Raw genomic sequence first — 21,439 nt, 5'->3', positions numbered from 1 at the left:
TCCTGTCCAAAAACTCAGATATCAAACTTTGGTGGAACATCAATATTCTGTCCCACATATTTCCCGTCTTTTTTTCGCTGTTTCACACACTCTGTAAGTAAATATTCTATCTGTCCGTTCACTGATCGAAAGTCATCCTCAGCCCAGGCAGCAATAGCATTGTAGAGATTTTCATTCAGACGAAGCGGAACCTGTTTTTTCTCTGCCATATTAGTAAAGGCTTCCTGAATTTACTATTGGCTGAGCATCATGATTGCCACACAGCACTACGAGGAGATTTGATACCATCGCTGCCTTGCGCTCCTCATCGAGCTGTACCATCTGTTTTTCATTAAGTCTCTCAAGTGCCATTTCTACCATGCCTACTGCACCGTCAACAATAAGCTTTCTGGCATCAACTACAGCTGAAGCCTGCTGTCTCTGAAGCATAGCTGCTGCAATCTCTGGAGCATAAGCAAGATATGTGATCCTAGCATCAACAATCTCAAGGCCTGCGTCAGAAACCTTTGACTGAATTTCATCTTTAATTCTATTGGCAACAACTTCTGTTGATCCTCTAAGGCTTCCGTCATCAGCCTTTCCATCACCGGTTGTATCAACATTTTCTGTAATGTCATAAGGATAAAGCTTAACTACATTTCTAACAGCTGAATCGCACTGAAGAGAAAGATACTCTTTGAAATTATCTACTGTGAATACGGCTTTTGCAGTATCTGTAACCTTCCACATAACTGCTACAGCAATTTCTACAGGATTACCAAGAACATCATTAACCTTCTGCTTTGAATTGCTAAGAGTCATAACCTTAAGAGAGATCTTTTTGGATGAACCAGCCTTGATCTCAGCTGAAGTACCTGTTGCCTGAATTGTAAGAGCAGATGCAACAGCGTTTTTTTTGCCATCAGAAATGTCTCCGCTCTGTCCAAGCTTGGTATCTGCAGCAGGATTAAATGCTGTAGCAAAAGGATTAACAAAAAAGAAACCATCCCCCTTAAGTGTTCCAATGTATTTACCAAAAAGAGTAAGTACAAGAGCTTCTCCTGGCTTTAAAACCTTAAGTCCAAGGAATAATAACCAGCCTACACAAAGGTAAACAAGACAGATAGTAAAAAGTCCTGTTCCCATGAATCCTGTGCCGCCATTTTCCATGTATACTGCTGAAAATACTACTCCACCAGATGCTAATGCATATAGTAAAATTCCAACTAGTAGCATAGCCATGCCATTTTTGTGGCCACTTATAACTTTTTCATTGATATTTTCGTTCACGTCTATACCTCCATTTGTGAATAAAACTTCTGTTAAATATATTTGATATCATTATGATATCATTATTATTCTTTTTGTCAATATTTTCTGTCGCAATGAAAAACCCTCCAATAGCCAATCTATTGGAGGGATCCTAAAGTTTTATTTATGAAATTAGTCAACTAACACCGGGTTCTCATCTACTACCCATGGAAGTCCGAACTCGTTAAGCATCTCCATGTATGGATCTGGATCAAACTCATCAGTTGTGTATACACCTGGTTTCTTCCACTGACCTGAGAGAACAAGTGCTGTACCGATCATAGCTGGAACACCTGTTGTGTAGCTGATAGCCTGGCTACCAAGTTCCTTGTAGCATTCCTGATGGTCGCAGACATTGTAGATGTAAAGAGTCTTTTCTTTGCCATCCTTCTTGCCGCGGAAGATACAACCGATATTGGTCTTACCAACTGTTCTAGGGCCAAGGCTTGCAGGATCTGGTAAAAGAGCCTTAAGGAACTGAATAGGAACAATGTCCTGCCCTTCAAACTTGATAGGAGTTGTTGAAAGCATTCCAACATCCTCAAGACATCTCATATGATCAAGATAGCTCTGACCAAATGTCATGAAGAATCTGATTCTCTTGATTTCTGGGAAATTACGTCCAAGAGCCTCGATCTCCTCGTGGTGAAGAAGGTACATATCCTTCTGACCTACCTGAGGGAAGTCATACTCTCTCTTGATCTCCATAGGCTTTGTCTCAACCCACTTGCCATTCTCCCAATAGCTTCCATTTGCACTTACTTCACGAAGGTTGATCTCTGGGTTAAAGTTTGTAGCAAATGCATATCCGTGGTCACCGCCGTTGCAGTCAAGGATATCTACAGACTCGATCTCATCAAAGTAGTGCTTCTTTGCGTAAGCAACGAATACACTTGTAACACCTGGATCAAAGCCTGTTCCAAGAAGGCCTGTGATACCCGCCTCCTTGAACTTGTCCATATATGCCCACTGATAGCTGTAATCAAAGTAAGCTGTGAATCCCTTTTCCTTGCATCTCTTCTCGTAAGCCGCGCGCCATACAGGTTCATCTGTATCCTCTGGCTCGTAGTTAGCTGTATCGATATAGTCAACCTTGCACTCAAGACAAGCGTCCATGATAGCAAGGTCCTGATATGGAAGAGCTACGTTAAGTACAGCATCTGGTTGGTACTCCTTGATAACTCTTACTACATCCTTAACATCATCAGCATTAACTGTTGCTGTTGTGATCTTAACTGGTGTGCCCTGCTTCTCAAGCTTGTCCTTAAGGGCATCACATTTAGAAACTGTTCTGCTTGCAAGGCACATCTCTGTGAAAACCTTGCTATTCTGTGCGCACTTCTGAATTGCAACCTGTGCAACACCGCCGCATCCAATAACTAATAATTTACTCATTTCAATACCTCCAAATCTATATCCAAAACTAATTAACGTGACATATCTTCCTCTTCCTGAAGAAGGTCCTCAACATACTTAGGTAGCATGAAAGCTCCCTTGTGAAGGTGAGTTGTATAATACCAAGTCTTAATACCTCTCTCATCCCATCTGTCAGGATTGAAATCCTTAAGTGGATGATACTTCTTACTTGCAAATCCAAAGAGCCAGTAACCTGCTGGGCATGTAGGAATATGTGCCTGATAAACTCTGTTTACAGGGAATACTCTGTATGCCTTTCTGTGCATTGCTCTGCAGCTCTCTTCGTCCTCATCATAGAATGGGCTACCATGCTGATAAACCATGATTCCATCATCATGAAGAGCCTTGTAGCAGCTACCATAGAACTCTTTTGTGAAAAGACCTGCTTCATGGCCTAAAGGTTCTGTAGCATCGTTGATGATAAGGTCGTACATATCTTCACACTTACGAAGGTACTTAAGTCCATCCTGATAATAGATATGAACTCTGTCATCCTCAAGTCCAACAGCATTGTCTGGGAAGAACTGCTTACATACATCCACAAACATATTGTCAGGCTCAACTACGTCGATGACCTTGATCTCATCATAGTGGCACAGCTCTCTAGCTACGCCGCCGTCTCCACCACCAAGTACCAGAACTCGCTGAACTTTAGGGTGTACTGCCATAGGAACATGAACGATCATCTCGTCATATGTGAATTCATCTTTTTCTGAAAAGATAATATTTCCGTCTGAAGTTAAAAACTTTCCAAATTCAGGTGAATCGAAAACGTCTATTCTCTGAAACTCACTGCTTCCAGAAAAGAGCTGCTTGCTGATTCTGATACTGATCTTAACATTGCCAGTGTGCATATCACTGAACCAATAATCCATTTCAGCCATATTATCCTCCTCATTTTAGCACGAATAGTGCTGAAATATCTTCACTCTCAGGTCCCTGCATTGAACAGCCTTTAACCATGGCCGTCTTGATGTAGTCCAAAATATCTTCAGAAATAACCTCTCCTGGTGAAAGGATTGGAATTCCTGGTGGATAGCACATTACAGACTCAGCACTGATGCGACCAACACACTGATCGATAGGGAGCTGTTCTTTTTCTGCATAGAAGGCTTCCTGTGGAGTTGCCTTAACTATAGGTGTAATGTACTCTGCAGAGAAAAAGCTCTGCTCTGGCTTGGAGTAAAGTCTCCTGATATCTGCAAGGGCTCCGGCAAGACGCTCGATATCCTGAAGTCTGTCGCCAATAGAAATATAAGCCATTACGTTGGAGAGATCTCCAAACTCCATCTGAATATCATATTCGTCGCGTAGAAGGTCATATACTTCGATACCTGTAAGACCGATACTCCTTGTATTAACTACGAGCTTAGTCTCATCGAAATCAAAGATGCTTCCGCCATTTTTGAGCTCGTTACCATAAGCGTAGTAGCCGCCGATATCATTGATCTCTTCTCTGGCGTACTGAGCCATCTTGGTAACCTTCTCGAAACTGTTATATCCGTTAAGTGCAAGGTTACGTCTGGAAATATCCAAGCTTCCAAGTAAGAGGTAACTAGCACTTGTAGTCTGAGTAAGGTTTACAATCCTACTGATGTAACCAATGTTAGCATCTGGTCCACACAGAAGGATTGAACTCTGAGTAAGACTTCCGCCTGACTTGTGCATACTGATGGCTGCCATATCTGCTCCAGCTGCCATAGCATTAAGTGGAAGGTGTGGTCCAAAGTAAAGGTGTGTACCGTGTGCTTCATCAACAAGAGCCTTCATGCCATGCTCATGAGCAAGCTCCACGATAGCCTTAAGGTCTGAGCAGATACCGTAATATGAAGGGTTATTGATGAGAATAGCCTTAGCATCTGGGTTTTCTTCTACAGCCTTACGAACATCTGCTATCTCCATTCCAAGAGGAATACCAAGCTTGGTATCAACCTTTGGATCTATATAAACTGGAACTGCGCCGCATAGAATAAGGGCGTTTATAGCACTCTTATGGACGTTTCTAGGCATGATGATCTTCTCACCCATTTTTACATGAGAAAGAACCATTGCCTGTACAGCACTGGTGGTACCATTAACCATCATAAAAGCATGAGCTGCTCCAAAAGCATCAGCCATAAGCTCCTCTGCCTCTTTGATAACAGAAACAGGATGGCAGAGATTATCAAGTGGCTTCATAGAATTAACATCTATTCCCACACATCTATCACCAAGAAAACTTACAAGCTCAGCGTTACCGCGTCCTCTTTTGTGTCCAGGAACATCAAATGGTACTACTCGCTGCTTTCTAAATTTCTCTAAAGCCTCATAAATTGGCGCTCTTTTTTGTCTCTCAAGATCCAATTATTCATACCCTCCAAAATTACACTAAACATACGAAAAGGAGTAGCACGCCAACAAACGTGCAACCCCTTATAATATCTAATTTACACAGTAAAGTTATAATACTATAAAACTTAATAATATTAAAGAAGTTTTTTAGTATAAGAAAAAGCTCCCAATGATTTTCCATTAGGAGCTTCTAAAATAACTTACTAGTTACCTTGGTGATAACTCTCAAGCTTTTTTTCGAGTTCCGCTATTCTTATATCTTTCAGACTAAGTTCCTTTGCCTTTTCACTTAGCTCCTTATCCTTTTCACTTATTTCTTTATCTTTTTCACTTATTTCTTTGTCTTTTTCATTTATTTCTTTGTCTTTTTCACTTAATTCACTTGTTTGCTTATCAATCTTTTCTTGAAGCTCATCTATCATGTAAATGACTGTATTTCTATCCATCATCTGCAGTTCTTTTGAAAACATATTCATCACTCCTTCTACATTGAGGCACATGTCATAAAGATGTGAATACAATGGCTCAAATTCATTTACCCATTATACTCTGGATCAACTAGCTCTCTTATAAGCTGCTTTTGATATTCTCTATCATTAGTAGCTTTCTTCAGATCTTCAACCCTACCTGCTACAAGGAGCTTATTATTAAGATCATTGATTACATCAGCTTCAATTTCTCTACCTTCTTCTCTACCTTCTTCTCTACCTTCAATTCTTCCCTCTTCTTTAAAAAGTTCCATAGCCTCAGCTTCGTTGTATTCTGTATCTAGCATTCCCTGTACCTCCTGCTTGTGGATTATGAGAAATTTCTTAATTTCAAATTCATCTGGCATTGAATCTATGGCTTTTTCTGCAGCAGCCGAAATTGTATATTCATCTTTTTGATACAGCTTAATCTCATTTATCAACCATGCATACTCTTTTAGTGGCTGGCATTTGTCCATGAGAAGCTTATTCTTGCCATAGTTTACGTTTATCATTCGTACTTTAACTTCTATATCTGATTTTTCTCTACTTTCTTCTGAGAAAGAATCTGATAGATTTAGCATTGTTTCATCACATTTATCCAACAATCCATTATAGAATGTTACTAGTTTTGGTGTAGGAAGATTGATAAGTTTTTTTCCATATTTGTTATACTTATTTTTCTCAATATAACCTGCATATAAATCTCCAACATATTGGAGCATTCTTAGTGGCATATTGGGATTGAAAGTAGATTGATGCTCATAGACACTCATTATGTCTGAAATCAAAAATGAAGTATCATTCTTCATTCCCATAAAAAGTACATCTTTTAAAGTATTAAACTCTATAAGCATAGGATCATCATAGTCTGAACCATTCACTGCGTTATATAAGCTCAGTGTCCACTTTCTATTTTCATCACTTCCAAAGATGAAATTAAAAAGTCTGTCCTTGTACTTTTGATTAGTTGTCGTGTTGCTTTGTGTCATTAATAAATTCTCCTTAAATTATAGTTTTTCCGACTAGGCCTTTCAAGTCTGTAGTGTGAAAAATGCGTGGCATGAATCTAGTGACGTATGGACACGTCTTATGCCGCAGCATATGCTTCGAATGAAGCAAGACTATGTAAGGATATCAAAATAGAAAAGATATGTAAAGGAGAAAAATAGATTACTTATCGCTCATATAGCGAAATCGCAAGCGATTTCCCTATCGTCCGTTGTCGTCAAGCTCAAAATGGCAATAAATGCGTGCTGACGCACTCTACGTAATAGAAAAACCACGGATTACCAAGTAAACTTGGATCCGTGGTTTTATCTATTACTACCGCTTCGCGGCATTTATTGTCATTTTGAGTTTGACTCGTTATCGCTCACATGCCCATTCCCATGCCTGGGCCACCTGCTGGCATTGGAGGAACTGGCTCTTTTACTGTTGCTACAGCAGCTTCTGTTGTAAGGAAGCTTGATGCAACAGATGTAGCATTCTGAAGAGCTGATCTTGTAACCTTGGCTGGATCGATGATTCCATCCTTAACCATGTCTACATACTCTTCTGAGTAAGCATTGAAACCGATACCCTGCTTAGACTCTTTTACCTTGTTTACGATAACTGATCCGTCAAGACCTGCATTGTTTGCGATGTGGAATAATGGAGCCTCAAGAGCCTTGAGAACTACCTTAGCACCTGTCTTCTCATCACCTTCAAGAGTATCAGCAAGCTTAGCAACTTCTTTAGATGCGTGGATATATGCGCTACCACCACCAAAGATGATACCTTCCTCAACGGCAGCTCTTGTAGCGTTGAGAGCGTCTTCCATTCTGTACTTAGCTTCCTTCATCTCTGTCTCTGTAGCAGCACCAACTCTGATTACTGCAACACCACCAGCGAGCTTAGCAAGTCTCTCCTGGAGCTTTTCTTTATCGAAATCTGATGTTGTCTCTTCAATCTGCTTCTTGATCTGAGATACTCTAGCCTCAATCTCTTTCTTTGCACCAAGGCCATCAACGATTGTTGTCTTCTCTTTCTCAACTTTGATGCTCTTAGCTCTACCAAGATCATCCATTGTTGTATCCTTAAGCTCAAGGCCAAGGTCTGAAGAAATAACCTTACCACCTGTAAGGATTGCGATATCTTCGAGCATAGCCTTTCTGCGGTCACCATAACCAGGAGCTTTAACAGCTACTACGTTAAATGTTCCACGGAGCTTGTTAACGATAAGAGTTGTAAGAGCCTCACCATCAACATCCTCAGCGATGATAAGGAGCTTAGAACCAGTCTTAACGATCTGCTCAAGAAGTGGAAGGATATCCTGGATGTTTGAAATCTTCTTGTCTGTGATAAGGATGAATGGATCCTCAAGGTTAGCTTCCATCTTGTCCATATCTGTAGCCATGTATGCTGAAATGTATCCTCTGTCGAACTGCATTCCTTCTACAAGGTCAAGCTCTGTCTGCATTGTCTTGGACTCTTCGATTGTGATAACACCATCGTTAGAAACCTTCTCCATAGCATCAGCAATCATCTGACCAACTTCATCATCTCCTGATGAAACTGCTGCTACTCTCATGATCTGCTCTTTGCCCTTAACCTTTGTAGCCATCTTGCCGATTGATGCAACTGCTGCATCAGTAGCCTTCTTCATACCTTTTCTAAGTACGATTGGGTTAGCACCTGCTGCAAGGTTCTTAACACCTTCGTTGATCATAGCCTGAGCAAGAACTGTAGCTGTTGTTGTACCATCACCAGCAACATCGTTTGTCTTTGTAGCAACTTCTTTTACAAGCTGAGCGCCCATGTTCTCATAGGCATCCTCAAGCTCGATCTCTTTTGCAATAGTAACACCATCGTTTGTGATTGTAGGAGCACCATAGCTCTTATCAAGAACTACGTTTCTACCCTTAGGTCCGATTGTTACTCTAACTGTATCTGCAAGTTTATTAACGCCCTCTACCATAGCTGTGCGGGCATCTGCACCATACTTAATTGTCTTTGCCATTTTGATCGCCTCCGAAAAAATTTAATAATTATAACTGATCACTACATCACTTTATAATTGCAAGAATGTCGTTCTGCTTAACGATGATATATGTTGTATCCTCAAGCTTAACTTCTGTTCCAGCATATTTTGAATAGATGACATTGTCACCTTTCTTGACCTGCATCTTAACTTCCTTGCCATCAACTATTCCGCCAGGTCCTACTGCGATAACCTCTGCCTGCTGTGGCTTCTCCTTTTCTGCGCCTGGAAGAACGATACCTGATTTTGTAGTCTCTTCTGCCTCAAGCTGCTTAAGAACAACTCTGTCTGATAATGGTTCTAACTTCATTGTAACTGCCTCCTTATATAATCATTTGATTATGTACTTTTTTCATTTGTTAGCACTCATTTATATTGAGTGCTAACTACTAGAACATATATTAGTTTTTTCTAGTATGATATGCAAGTTGTATATTTCTGTTTATTCTTATAAAATCACCATTTTTCTACATTTTTCTTTTATATACTCATTTTTTCTATCTTTTGATAATAATGTAGTCATATTTCCTACTATTTAAGCCATTTATCAAAATCATCCATCCCTCTTTTTCAAAGAAATTATTATTTTATAGATTTTTTATCTTCAAAAAATTGCAAAATCCAGGCTTTTTTGCCATAATATAAGGGCCAAAAGAATGTGAAGTTTTCCCCGTGACATGGAGGTCTATCGGGCTAATATCAAGGAGGTGAATGCTATGAGTGCTAATATCTTTAGCAGCCTTTCCGGATCATATAATTACGTCAATGATATGAGTAGTCTCATTGGTGATTATTCCACTATTAAGAGCGGAGCATATGGTTCACTGGTTAAGGCATATGTCAAAAAAGTTGGTAATCAGAATGCGCTTAATGCATATCGTGAGACCGGTTCTACAACCACTGCTGTTGAATCAGTAACTACCAAAAAAGCCACAGCTACAACCAAGAAATCAAACTTTGTAGACAGTCTTGGAAGAGCAGGTGCAGATAATACTACAAAGACAGATAATACTAAAAAGACTGATACATCAACTGTAACTGCTGACAAATACGCCAAGTACAAATCATCCTGGCTTGATGATCAGTTAAAGCAGTATGACAAGGATGCAAACAAGACAACAGCTGCTGATACTTCAGTTGCTCTTGATACTACAATTTAATGAGCAAAATTTAAGAGGATGCCATCAAGCATCCTCTTTTTTTAGTATCGGGATTTCCTTTCCGTAAAGGTCTATATTGTTTTCCTTTAGAGCAATAGCCCAGTACTTCTCAGGAATATCTGGCCACTTTACATAACCTCTTTCCTGCTCGCATAGTCTCATAGCTCTTAGGAGCACGGTCTGATTAAGGTCTACACCTGTTCTGATGGTGTGCATAGTAACTGCAGCCCAAGCAGGAGCATAGGTGCAAAGGTCAGAAGCCTTAAATTCCCTTATGATCTCTTTTCTATTATATTCAAGCTGAACGTACTCTTCTTCCCAAAACTTACCATCCCCATGAATTATGCTAAACTGCGTCTTGCCATCATACCCCCAGGGAATACCGATGGATCCGGGATTCACAGCTTTTTTGCCCCTATATGTATATGAGCCCTGAATGTGGTTGTGCCCATGAAGGAGCATACCAGTCTTTAAGTGAGTTAGTACCTTCTTGGTATTTCTCTTTTCTTTAAATAAAAGCTCGCTGGTATTAGTTGGTGAACCATGACAATACTCAAATCCAGGAAGTCCCTTTTTCTGGAATATTCCATAGTTTGGAAGAGAATCAAAAAAGTTAAAGTCTTTATCCGTAAGATTCTCATAGGTATAAAGAAGTGATCCGCTGGCGGAGCCTTTTTTCCATCTTCCTTCACCTGTCTTTTTGTAGTTTAAAAGATATTCCTCCCTGTTTCCACGGATTATATAAGTGTTAAAGTACTGCTTGAGTACATAGATAAGCTCCATGGTCTTTTGAGGATTGGGGCAATCTGTTACATAATCGCCCAATAAGACAAAATTAGTGATACCCTTTCCTACAGCGTAATCTATTGAAGCCTGTAGGGCTGAGTGATTGCCGTGAATATCACTAAATACTGCCACATCCATCATATTAAGTTACTCCCCTACAGCTGTGTTAATGCTCATTTCAGCAAATTGTCTGGTAAAGAGCTCATGATAATAGCCTTTTGCTTCCATGAGCTGTTTGTGCGTACCTCTTTCAATTATTTTACCATCTTGTACAACTAATATAATATCCGCATCTACGATAGTTGACAATCTATGAGCTATAACAAAAGAGGTTCTGCCCTTAGTCACTGTAATGATGGCATCCTGGATGGCTTTTTCAGTCACAGTATCAATAGAAGCTGTTGCCTCATCAAGGACAAGGATCTTGGGATCAGCAAGGATAGCTCTAGCAAAAGATAGAAGTTGCTTTTCACCAGTTGATAACATATCTCCGTCTTCACCAACATCACTATCAAGACCTTTTTCCATTCTCTTAACGATTCCATCAGCAGATACAAGCTTAAGAGCGCTCCAGATCTCTTCTTCTGTAGCGTCAGGCTTACCATATTTTAAGTTATCCCTTACAGTACCTGAAAAAAGGTGTGGTGTCTGCAGAACATATCCGATATTACTGTGAAGCCATAACTGAGATCTATCTGCAGCATCTCTGCCATCTATCAGGATCTTACCTGCAGTTGGCTTAAAGAATCTGCACACGAGATTTACAAGTGTGGACTTACCAGCACCTGTCTCACCTACGATGGCTACATTTGTGCCCTGAGGAACATCAAGGTTAAAGTGCTCAAGGACGTACTCATCGCCGTCTGGATACATAAAGGACACGTCTTCAAATTTGATATCACCGTGAAGTGGTTCCCAGTTCTCTTTCTTTGGGTTAAAGGTATCACCGTATTTCTCAATAACTTCAGGCGTATCTGCAACGTCAGATTCTGTCCCAAGCAGCTTAAAGAATCTCTCAACATTTACCTGGACAGATATAAGCTCTGATATAGTCACGATAACGTTCTGAACAGGTTCCAAAAGTCCAAGGGCATAAGAAAGGAACACTGAAAGAGTTCCTATCTCAATGATGCCTTCCTGCTTCATATTACCGCCTCGCCACAGCACTACTGCAAGGGCAATTGATGACATCAAGGTAATCGCCGATGTAAAAAAAGCTGAATAGTGAGTTGCGTGTACAGAAGTCTTGTACATCTTCGTTGTATTTTTTTCAAAATCACCCTGAATCTTATCTTCTACTACCAAAGTCTTGATGGCCTTGGCACCTGTGATACCTTCATTGAAGTTACTTGTTATCTTGGAGTTTATCTCTCTTATCTTCCTGTTTAAGACAACAAGTTTCTTTTGAAAGTATGTGGTAAGAATCGCAGCAATAGGCACCAACACTATAACAAATAGCGCAAGCTTAATATTCAAGATGAGCATCATCAAAAGAACAAACACAATATATGAGCCGTTCCAAATAATATCCATCATTCTCCAGGACACCATTACGCCTATCTTACCTGTATCACTCATGACTCTGGCATGGATGTAACCTACATTATTCTGATTAAAATAAGCAAATGAAAGCTCCTGCAAATGGTTGAAGGATGCATTTCGAAGATCTCTGTCCATTGACATCTCGACCTGACCGCACATATAACAAGCTGCATAGTTATCAATAACCTGTAAAAGAAGTATTACAAGATAAAGGATCACAAAAACAGAAAGTCCATTAAGGGTCCCTTTTCCCACAAAGTTATTGAGAGCATATCTGTTAAAGATCGGATATATTGAGTCAACCAATGAACTTAATATTCCTAGGATCACCATAACTACTATCTTGGGTAAATATGGCTTTATGAAGGGATACAGCTTTGGTATCCCAAATAGTTTTAGTTTTATATTTTTCTCTGTATTCATGTTCCCTGCATCTGAATATCAAATATTCTCTTATAGATTCCGTTGTTATTAAGTAACTCTTCGTGACTACCTATCTCAGAAGTCTTGCCATGATCAAGGACTAATATATTATCAGCTTGCATAAGGGTTGTGATCCTGTGTGAGATAATGATAACTGTGCTATTTCCCTTATTTTCTGAAAGAGCCTTTCTGATCTTGGCATCCGTCTGTGTATCTACAGCTGACAGTGAATCATCAAATACCATGATAGGTGGGTTTGACACCAGCATCTGCGCAATGGCAGTTCTTTGCTTCTGTCCGCCAGATAGTGTCACGCCTCTTTCGCCCACGTAGGTCTCATATCCCTGACCAAAGCTTTCTATGGTCTCATCAAGGGCTGCAATCTTCGCTGCTTCACGTATTTCTTTTTCATTTTTCTCTTTCTGTGTAATACCAATATTCTCAGAAAGAGTTCTTGAAAAGAGAAATGGCTCCTGTAGAACAAAGCCTACATTTTCACGAAGATGTGATCTATTTATTTCTTTTATATCTGTGTCTCCAATAAGGATCCTTCCGCCATCTTCTGGAAGATCATAGAGCCTATCCATGAGATACATAAGTGTGGATTTACCAGAGCCTGTTCCGCCTAGAATTCCAAAGGTAGTGCCTGCTTTTATCTTAAAGCTAACATTATCAAGAACTTCCTCTGAACCGTTGTCATAGACAAAAGACACGTTTTCAAAGGTAATGTCCTGATCCATAGGAGGTTCTTTGGCATCAGCTACGTCTTCTTCCACTTCAGAATTCATGATGTATCTAAGCCTATCAATAGACACTCCTGCTTTACTCATCTCAGAGATGATCCTTCCAAGAGCTCTTACAGGCCATGTAAGCATGGAATTATAGAAAACAAAGGCAATGTATTCACCAACTGTGATAACACCATTTACGCAATAAACTGCACCAAGAACAGTTATGAGCATAACCTGAAATCCTGATATAAAGTCATTGGAAGCCCAGAAAGCAGCCAGTGTCTTCATAAGAGAGATCCAAAGATTTGTATACTCATAGTTTTGATTTTCAAATCTTTCTCTCTCGTAAGCTTCTCTACCAAATGCTCTTACTACTCGAACTCCTGTTAAATTCTCCTGAGCAGTGGCAGAAAGTCTACCCTCTTCGTTATCAGCTTTTTCAAAGCCTGTACTGATCCTGTTGTGGAAAAAGCATGAATATAGCACGATTATCGGAATAAATACAGCTGAAGCTATTGTAAGCTCACCGTTTATCCTGATCATGAAATGCATAGCTACTGCGATCCTGATAATTATCCTAAAAAGTGAAAGAAGCTGCTCAGAAATGAACATCTTGATGGTATCTACATCAGAAGTACACCGCTGAATAATATCACCAGTGTGATTCTCGCCGTGCCAGGTAAATGGCAGATGCATGATATGCTCAAAGAGCTTGTCTCTCATTCTTTTTATAAGTTTTTCTGCTGCAATTGAATTGATAACCCTGAACAGGTATCTGAAAATGGCAGTTAAAATAGCAATAACCGCTACTAACAACGCCACCAGATAAAGATGAGTGCCAAGATATTCCTTGCCACCTAACCTTTCCATTAAAAACAAAATGTAATCAGGAACGCTGCCGCTATTTGTAGCGGCAGCACCTGAAATACAATTATCAATGGTATACTGGACAATCTTGGGACCAATGAGTTCCAAAAATGTCACACAAAATGATACCAATATGGCCAGGATAAAAAATATAGCACTTCCCTTTAGAAAATATAAAACGATACTACTTTTATTTTTAAACCTAGTCTTTTTCATAACTAACCTTATGGTCAATTGGCCATACGAAGGTTATAAAAAGGCATTACTTGATAACTTCTTTGATTGACTGTGCAAGACCAGCAATTCCCTGAATGTTTGAAGGAACGATGATCTTTGTAGCCTGTCCGTTTGACGCCTTCTCAAATGCTTCAAGACTCTTAAGTGTAAGAACTGACTCATCAGCTCCTGCCTCTTTGAGCATTCGGATACCTTCTGCATTAGCCTGCTGAATATTCTTGATAGCTTCAGCCTGACCTTCTGCCTCTCTTATTCTCTTTTCTCTTTCAGCTTCAGCTCTAAGGATTGTAGCCTGCTTATCAGCTTCAGCCTGTAAGATCTTACTCTGCTTCTCACCTTCTGCAACAGTGATCTGTGACTGCTTCTCACCTTCTGCAAAAAGAATCTTTTCTCTCTTTTCTCTTTCAGCCTTCATCTGCTTCTCCATGGCATCACGGATCTGCTCTGGAGGATTGATGTTCTTTAATTCTACTCTTGTGATCTTGATACCCCAAGGGTCTGTTGCAATGTCAAGTGCATCCTGCATCTGAGCATTGATCTGATCTCTTGATGTAAGTGTCTCATCCAGTGTAAGTGAACCGATGACGTTACGAAGTGTTGTAGCTGTAAGATTCTCGATAGCTCCGATAGGATTTCTAACACCGTATGCATAAGCCATTGGGTCAGAGATTCTAAAGAATACGATAGAGTCGATCTGCATAGTAACATTATCCTGTGTGATAACAGGCTGAGGTGGGAAGTCGCAGTACTGCTCCTTAAGATCCACCTGTCTAGCTACTCTATCGATGAATGGAACCTTGAAGTGAAGACCTACATCCCAAGTCTCCTTATAAGCTCCAAGTCTCTCTACTACATATGAATGTGCCTGTGGCACGATCTTGATATTAAACGCAAGTAATATAAGTATCAAGAATATTAAAACTAAAACTGCATAAGCTCCCATGATCATTTAACCTCCCTTTCAACAACTAATTTTGCACCATGAACCTCTTTGATAACAACCTCTTCTCCTTCTTTGATGATCTCATCAGAAGTGGAAGTTGCAAGCCATGTAGAACCGTCAAGCTCTACCTTTCCTGTACCATGGATGTTATCAATATCTGTTTTTACAATAGTCTTCCTACCAACAAGAGCATCTACATTGGTCTTTTTGGTCTTGTTGTTAAGATGTGCTGCAGCCCAAGGCCTCACCACCAGCATTGCACAGATAGATACGATAAGGAATACCGTAAACTGAGCAATGAACGGAACATCAAGAAAGCTTATGAGCATAGCAACTACTGCACCAACTGCAAACCATATCGTGAGAAGTCCCATGGTTGCAAGCTCGATTACTGCTAATACTATAGTAATAATGAGCCAAAAAAACACATAACTGATCTCCATTCTTTTCCCCTCCTTTTAATAAGCGTTAAGATGCGCAGTTTCCCGCATCATCATTAAGAGATATTATACAACAAGTCTAGATTTCTAGGAAGTATATACAACTAAGAAAAACAATATTTATTTAATACTATTTTCATAAAATACTAAACCATATACTGTATTTTTTTTAACTTAATATGATATTATAGAATAGTACAGGTATAAATGTATGTTAGCTTAAAAAAAGCATTGTCGGAGGCTTCTTTTTATGGCAGATAAAACTTATGAGCAATTCAAAATGTTAGTTAATCTGTGCGATATGCCTTGTTGCGTACTATCAGTCAAAAAAAATCCTGATGGAAGCTGCGGTGAGATCTGCATGTTTGCTACCAACGAACAATTCAGCATGACTGGGGAAGATGTTGAAGGGAAGGCATACACATACAAGCTACCAAGGGATCCAAAAATGGAAAAGACCTGGTTTGATGCAGCTTGGAACAACAAAAGTTATCATGGCTACATCGATACAACAAGGTTATATGGTTATTGGACAGATAATTTCATCGTTCCATTAAAACATGATGAAGGTTCAGATACCGGCTACTGTCAGCTTCTATATACTCTTACAAAAGAGATGGATGCTGGTAAGTACTCTACTATCTCTCCTGAAGTAGCAAGCTTTGTTATCAGAACATGCTTGAACCTCAGAAAAGAGGAAGATTTTTATTCCAGCATGGATCTCGTAACTAGAGACCTCAGGAAATTCACAGGTTCATACTCATCCTGCATTATGACCATCTCTCCAGACGCTTACAAATACGAGATCATTAGTGAAAGTGTCAGAAATGACGAAAAGAGCCTTCGAGATATATTCGCAATGATTCCTTACGAAGTCGTTGACTGCTGGGAAGCACTAGTTGCTGAAACCGACTGTATCATCATCACAAATGAAGAAGACTTGAAATACTACGAGCAGAAAGCTCCTGAATGGACCGTAACTCTTAGAGATAATGATGTTCACAGCCTTTGCCTGGTACCATTCATTCATCAGAACACAGTCATTGGATATTTGTACATCACAAACTTTGACACCGATGATACAGCTAAATTAAAAGATACCATCGAGCTTGTATCGTTCTTCTTATCCACAGAAGCTGCTCATCACCTCTTTGTAGACAGACTCAAAAACTTGAGCGCTATGGATACCAGAACCGGCGTACTTAACAGAAACGCCATGAACAACAAGGTCGATGAACTTGCAGCTCAGTTAAGATATGAACCAGCTCCATTTAGCGTAGCATTTTGCTATCTTAACACTTTAAAGACCATCAATATTAAGCAGGGGCACGACGCAGGTAATAACCTGTTAAAAGACGCTGGTAAGCTCCTAAGAGATGTCTTTAAGGGCGACTATATATACAGATCATCTGGTGATGAATTTGCTATCATCTCAATGAACTGTACTGCTCAGGAATTTAAAGAAAAGATCGAACTACTTAAATCTAAGGCCAATGATCCTAACTGGATATACTTTACTGTAGGTTATTACAGTGATTCATCTGAAGGTGAATTACATAGCGCTATGCATTTTGCAAACGAGTATGAACACGAATTCAATGAGGAATTTTACAATTCTTATCCTGATATGGTGAAGTGATTATGGCAAAGATTACTTATGAGTCAATGAAAATAATAGCAAATACCGCTAGCATCCCCTGTACTGTAATGTCAGTCGAAAAAAAGCCTGACGGAAGCTGCGGAGAAGTTAAGTTTTTTGCTATAAATGACATGTTCAAAAAAAGTTATTACGATCTTTTTGCTGAAAACGAATCTGGTGAAAAGCCTTCTTTTGATGACTTTGAAAAGCACATCGAAGGCCAGCTCTACACTGCTCATCTTCCAAAAGAGCCTAATTTTGAAGATGAATGTTTTAAGGCAGCCTGGAACAAAGAGTACATAAACACTTATGTAGATACAACTAAAATGTATGGCTTTTGGACTCAGAATATTCTCCTTCCAGTATGCGGAGAATCTGATGATCCTAACATAGCTTATTGCCAGTTCCTGTACACCCTTAGTAAGGATATGGACAGTGGCAAATACGCTGCTGTTTCACCTGATATCGCAAGCTTTGTAATAAAGACCTGTCTTGAACTTAGAAATGAAAAAGAATTCAGATCAAGTCTTTTCACAGTAACAAAAGATATTCGTGAGTACACAAATGCCACAGCCGCAGCAGTCATGACAATTGACCAGGATCTTAAGGAATATAAGATATTAAGCGGTGATGCCATCGGAGATGCAACAGATCCAGAAAAGGCATTCTCTACTATCTCATATGATATTGTAGCTAGTTGGAATAATTTGTTAAAAGAGACTAACTCCATCATAATCAAAGATGAAAACGATATGGCTGAGATGGAAAAGAAAAACCCAGCCTGGGTTGAGACTCTTAAGCAGTACAAGGTAACAAGTGTATGCCTTTTCCCATTTATTCACCAGCAGGAAATAACCGGCTACCTTTTTATAACGAATTTTGATACCAAGAACGTCATAAGAGTAAAAGAAACAATTGAACTTGTTTCATTTTTCCTTTCATCAGAAATAGCAAATCACTTATTCCTCCAAAGGCTGGAATATTTGAGTAATGTTGACATGTTAACAGGTGTATTTAACCGTAATTGTATGAATGTCAACGTAGATGAACTGGCTCTTAAATTAGAGTTTGATCCAAAACCATTTAACGTCGCTTTCTGTGACCTTAACGGACTAAAGACCATCAATGATACCGGAGGTCATGATAAAGGTGATAAACTCCTTGTAAATGCTGCTGAAGTATTAAAAGAAATCTTTAATGATGATAAGATATACAGAGCAGGCGGCGATGAGTTTACTATTATCTCCTTTAGTTCCAAGTCAGCATTTGAAGACAAGATCAAAAAGTTAAGAGAAAAAGCAAGTGATCCTGATTGGCTTCATTTCGCTATAGGTTATTACCATGATGAAAGCTCAGGAAATCTGAGATTAGCCATGAGATATGCTGATGAAGAAATGTACAAGGATAAAGATAAGTTCTATCAGGAACATCCCGAAAAAAGAAGATAAAAAAGCGAGCGCCTAAGCGCTCGCTTTTGTACTATAACAGTAATAAGGAAGTTCGACTCTCGCTAACGCTCGATCGAACGACCATGCTCACTAGACTCGAAAAAACCTCGTCAAGTGATCAAGGTCAAAACTTTCCAGCCTTTGCAGCCTCTTCGATAGAAACGGCTGTTGAAACTGTCATACCAACCATAGGGTTGTTACCAGCTCCGATAAGTCCCATCATCTCTACGTGAGCAGGAACTGATGAAGATCCAGCGAACTGTGCATCTGAGTGCATACGTCCCATTGTATCTGTCATACCGTATGAAGCAGGACCAGCTGCCATATTATCTGGGTGAAGTGTACGACCTGTACCACCACCTGAAGCAACTGAGAAGTACTTCTTACCAGCTTCTACACGCTCTTTCTTGTAAGTACCTGCAACTGGGTGCTGGAATCTTGTAGGGTTAGTTGAGTTACCTGTGATAGATACGTCAACGTTCTCCTTCCACATGATTGCTACACCTTCCTGTACATCGTTAGCGCCGTAGCAGTTAACCTTTGCACGTGGTGAATTAGCATCCTTTGAGTAGCACTTTCTGAATACTTCCTTAACCTCACCTGTGTAGTAGTCATACTGAGTCTCTACATAAGTGAAACCATTGATACGTGAAATGATCTGAGCAGCATCCTTACCAAGACCGTTAAGGATAACTCTAAGAGGTTTCTGACGAACCTTGTTTGCCTTCTCAGCAATACCGATAGCACCCTCAGCTGCAGCGAATGACTCGTGACCAGCAAGGAATGCGAAGCACTCTGTATCCTCTTCAAGAAGCATCTTTCCAAGGTTACCATGTCCGATACCAACCTTACGACGGTCAGCAACAGAACCAGGGATACAGAAAGCCTGAAGTCCGATACCGATTGCAGCAGCTGCGTCTGCAGCCTTTCTGCAACCCTTCTTGATTGCGATAGCAGCACCTACTGTGTAAGCCCACTTTGCGTTCTCAAAGCAGATTGGCTGGATGCCTTCGATAAGCTTGTAAACATCGATGCCAGCTGCCATTGTAATATCTCTACACTCTTCGATAGAAGAAATTCCATACTCCTTAAGGCAAGCCAGGATCTGGGGCTCTCTTCTTTCATATGATTCAAATAAAGCCATTGTATTTTTTCCTCCTTACCTATTACTCGTGTCTTGGGTCGATGCATCTAACTGCATCTGCAACACGTCCATACTGTCCCTTAGCCTTCTCAAGAGCTGTGTTTGCATCATCACCAGCCTTGATGAAGTCCATCATCTTACCAAAGTTAACATACTTGTATCCGATGATCTCATCATTCTCATCAAGAGCGATGTCTGTGATGTAACCATCTGTAAGCTCAAGGTAACGAGGTCCCTTCTCAAGTGTTCCGTATGTTGTACCAACCATTGAACGGTTACCCTTACCAAGATCCTCAAGACCTGCACCGATCTGAAGTCCATCCTCAGAGAATGCAGACTGTGTTCTACCATAAACGATCTGAAGGAAAAGCTCTCTCATAGCTGTGTTGATAGCGTCACAAACAAGGTCTGTGTTAAGAGCTTCGAGAACTGTAAGTCCTGGAAGAATTTCTGAAGCCATAGCTGCAGAATGTGTCATTCCTGAACATCCGATAGTCTCTACAAGTGCCTCCTGAATGATACCTTCCTTAACATTTAAGGAAAGCTTGCAGCAGCCCTGCTGAGGAGCACACCAGCCAATACCGTGTGTATATCCTGAAATATCCTTTATTTCTTTTGACTGAACCCATTTAGCTTCTTCTGGAATGGGAGCAGCGCCATGATGTACCCCCTGTGTTACAGGGCACATGTTTTTTACCTCTGTTGAGTAAATCATGTAAAAATCTCCTTTCGTATTTTAAAGTAATTTTCATTACTTACTACCTGATTTTTCTTGGCACTCGCAGAGCACCATTTTTATTTTTGCACATCTTCCATCATATTTCAATAAGGAATGACATATTTTTAACAGAACTTTTAGATTATCAGTCTTCTACCTTTTTAACTATGTGATCTTTGTCCTTAAATATGTGATGTGCTGGGATGCATCCTCTTACAGAAGAAAGAGGATATACATTACACCATCTGCCAATTACTGTTCCTGGATTAAGAACTGAGTTGCAACCAACTTCTACGTTGTCGCCAAGCATTGCCCCCATCTTCTTAAGTCCTGTCTCAACCTGATCGTCAGCACCATTCTTTACTACAACGAGCTTTTTGTCACTCTTTACATTTGATGTGATAGAGCCAGCTCCCATGTGTGCCTTGAATCCAAGGATCGAATCACCAACGTAGTTGTAGTGAGGAACCTGAACCTTGTTGAAAAGGATAACGTTCTTGAGCTCTGTAGAGTTACCTACTACTGCTCCCTTACCAACAATAGCTGAACCTCTGATAAATGCGCACTGTCTAACCTCTGCTTCTTCATCGATGATGCATGGTCCACCGATATAGGCTGAATCAAAGACCTTTGCGCTCTTTGCTACCCAAACATTCTCACCGCGCTTTTCATACTTGTCAGCTGGAAGGCTGTTGCCAAGCTCGATGATGTAATCCTTGATGCCTGCAAGAAGCTCCCATGGATATTCCTTGGTCTTCATGTAGTCAGCAGCAATAGTCTCATTTAGATCATACATATTGCTAATCTTAAACTCTTCCATTTCTAAAACCTCCAT

At 40.0% G+C, this 21,439-nt stretch carries 20 protein-coding genes; 3 read left to right on the top strand and 17 right to left on the bottom strand.

Going from position 1 to position 21,439, the window contains the following annotated elements:
• Positions 1 to 14 precede the first annotated feature (14 nt).
• From BLS24_RS01335 to BLS24_RS01295, 9 genes are all read right to left on the bottom strand, one after another.
• Positions 15 to 209 carry a type II toxin-antitoxin system antitoxin gene (locus tag BLS24_RS01335; RefSeq protein WP_071175865.1) on the bottom strand — a complete coding sequence of 65 codons (195 nt, stop codon included), beginning with the start codon at positions 207 to 209 and terminating at the stop codon, positions 15 to 17.
• 1 nt (position 210) lies between these two features.
• Positions 211 to 1,257: an SPFH domain-containing protein gene (locus BLS24_RS01330; protein WP_176764297.1), complete on the bottom strand. Its 1,047-nt coding sequence runs from the start codon at positions 1,255 to 1,257 to the stop codon at positions 211 to 213.
• 165 nt (positions 1,258 to 1,422) lie between these two features.
• Positions 1,423 to 2,685, bottom strand: coding sequence for a saccharopine dehydrogenase family protein (locus BLS24_RS01325; RefSeq protein WP_091755375.1), 1,263 nt, complete (start codon positions 2,683 to 2,685; stop codon positions 1,423 to 1,425).
• A 32-nt stretch (positions 2,686 to 2,717) separates the two neighbouring features.
• Positions 2,718 to 3,581: a polyamine aminopropyltransferase gene (speE, locus tag BLS24_RS01320; protein WP_071177448.1), complete on the bottom strand. Its 864-nt coding sequence runs from the start codon at positions 3,579 to 3,581 to the stop codon at positions 2,718 to 2,720.
• A 19-nt stretch (positions 3,582 to 3,600) separates the two neighbouring features.
• Positions 3,601 to 5,049, bottom strand: coding sequence for an aminotransferase class I/II-fold pyridoxal phosphate-dependent enzyme (locus tag BLS24_RS01315; RefSeq protein ID WP_091755373.1), 1,449 nt, complete (start codon positions 5,047 to 5,049; stop codon positions 3,601 to 3,603).
• 191 nt (positions 5,050 to 5,240) lie between these two features.
• Entirely contained in the window at positions 5,241 to 5,507 is a 267-nt protein-coding gene (locus tag BLS24_RS01310; RefSeq protein WP_091755371.1) for a hypothetical protein, read from the bottom strand.
• 65 nt (positions 5,508 to 5,572) lie between these two features.
• Positions 5,573 to 6,496 (bottom strand): hypothetical protein, encoded by a 924-nt coding sequence (locus BLS24_RS01305; RefSeq protein ID WP_091755369.1) that lies wholly within the window; start codon positions 6,494 to 6,496, stop codon positions 5,573 to 5,575.
• Positions 6,497 to 6,879: 383 nt separating this feature from the next.
• On the bottom strand, positions 6,880 to 8,505 hold the full coding sequence (groL, locus tag BLS24_RS01300; RefSeq protein ID WP_091755367.1) for a chaperonin GroEL: 1,626 nt from the start codon (positions 8,503 to 8,505) through the stop codon (positions 6,880 to 6,882).
• Between the two features lie 46 nt (positions 8,506 to 8,551).
• Positions 8,552 to 8,836 (bottom strand): co-chaperone GroES, encoded by a 285-nt coding sequence (locus BLS24_RS01295; protein WP_091755365.1) that lies wholly within the window; start codon positions 8,834 to 8,836, stop codon positions 8,552 to 8,554.
• A gap of 406 nt (positions 8,837 to 9,242) precedes the next feature.
• Between BLS24_RS01295 and BLS24_RS01290 the strand changes: the two genes are divergently transcribed.
• The gene (locus tag BLS24_RS01290; protein ID WP_071175860.1) at positions 9,243 to 9,686 is read left to right on the top strand and encodes a hypothetical protein; all 444 of its coding nucleotides are present in this window, start codon (positions 9,243 to 9,245) and stop codon (positions 9,684 to 9,686) included.
• Between the two features lie 24 nt (positions 9,687 to 9,710).
• Here BLS24_RS01290 and BLS24_RS01285 read toward each other — a convergent pair whose 3' ends face one another.
• Genes BLS24_RS01285 through BLS24_RS01265 form a run of 5 tightly spaced genes read right to left on the bottom strand, consistent with a single transcriptional unit; the run spans position 9,711 to position 15,658 of the window.
• The gene (locus BLS24_RS01285) at positions 9,711 to 10,613 is read right to left on the bottom strand and encodes a metallophosphoesterase family protein (RefSeq protein WP_091755363.1); all 903 of its coding nucleotides are present in this window, start codon (positions 10,611 to 10,613) and stop codon (positions 9,711 to 9,713) included.
• Positions 10,614 to 10,619: 6 nt separating this feature from the next.
• Entirely contained in the window at positions 10,620 to 12,437 is a 1,818-nt protein-coding gene (locus BLS24_RS01280) for an ABC transporter ATP-binding protein (protein WP_091755361.1), read from the bottom strand.
• Positions 12,434 to 14,251: an ABC transporter ATP-binding protein gene (locus BLS24_RS01275; protein ID WP_091755359.1), complete on the bottom strand. Its 1,818-nt coding sequence runs from the start codon at positions 14,249 to 14,251 to the stop codon at positions 12,434 to 12,436. The genes BLS24_RS01280 and BLS24_RS01275 overlap by 4 nt, the downstream gene beginning before the upstream one ends.
• A 46-nt stretch (positions 14,252 to 14,297) precedes the next feature.
• Entirely contained in the window at positions 14,298 to 15,221 is a 924-nt protein-coding gene (locus tag BLS24_RS01270; protein WP_242872200.1) for an SPFH domain-containing protein, read from the bottom strand.
• Positions 15,218 to 15,658, bottom strand: a complete 441-nt coding sequence (locus tag BLS24_RS01265; protein ID WP_091755356.1) for an NfeD family protein — start codon at positions 15,656 to 15,658, stop codon at positions 15,218 to 15,220. The genes BLS24_RS01270 and BLS24_RS01265 overlap by 4 nt, the downstream gene beginning before the upstream one ends.
• 247 nt (positions 15,659 to 15,905) lie before the next feature.
• Here BLS24_RS01265 and BLS24_RS01260 point away from each other — a divergent pair, with 247 nt between their 5' ends.
• Positions 15,906 to 17,294, top strand: coding sequence for a GGDEF domain-containing protein (locus BLS24_RS01260; RefSeq protein ID WP_091755354.1), 1,389 nt, complete (start codon positions 15,906 to 15,908; stop codon positions 17,292 to 17,294).
• A gap of 2 nt (positions 17,295 to 17,296) precedes the next feature.
• Positions 17,297 to 18,742 carry a sensor domain-containing diguanylate cyclase gene (locus tag BLS24_RS01255; RefSeq protein WP_091755352.1) on the top strand — a complete coding sequence of 482 codons (1,446 nt, stop codon included), beginning with the start codon at positions 17,297 to 17,299 and terminating at the stop codon, positions 18,740 to 18,742.
• 124 nt (positions 18,743 to 18,866) lie between these two features.
• Here the strand turns inward: BLS24_RS01255 and BLS24_RS01250 are convergent, their stop codons facing one another.
• From BLS24_RS01250 to BLS24_RS01240, 3 genes are all read right to left on the bottom strand, one after another.
• Positions 18,867 to 19,886 (bottom strand): GGGtGRT protein, encoded by a 1,020-nt coding sequence (locus BLS24_RS01250; protein ID WP_071175854.1) that lies wholly within the window; start codon positions 19,884 to 19,886, stop codon positions 18,867 to 18,869.
• Between the two features lie 22 nt (positions 19,887 to 19,908).
• The gene (locus BLS24_RS01245) at positions 19,909 to 20,601 is read right to left on the bottom strand and encodes an iron-sulfur cluster assembly scaffold protein (RefSeq protein ID WP_091755350.1); all 693 of its coding nucleotides are present in this window, start codon (positions 20,599 to 20,601) and stop codon (positions 19,909 to 19,911) included.
• Positions 20,602 to 20,749: 148 nt separating this feature from the next.
• A complete protein-coding gene (locus BLS24_RS01240) occupies positions 20,750 to 21,424 on the bottom strand; it encodes an LbetaH domain-containing protein (protein ID WP_091755348.1) in 675 nt (224 codons plus the stop codon).
• Positions 21,425 to 21,439: the final 15 nt, after the last annotated feature.

The sequence above is a fragment of the Butyrivibrio sp. INlla18 genome, assembly GCF_900103635.1.
Taxonomy (GTDB): domain Bacteria; phylum Bacillota; class Clostridia; order Lachnospirales; family Lachnospiraceae; genus Butyrivibrio.
The sequence above is the reverse complement of the archived record's forward strand: the minus strand, read 5'-3'. Positions and strand labels throughout refer to the sequence as shown.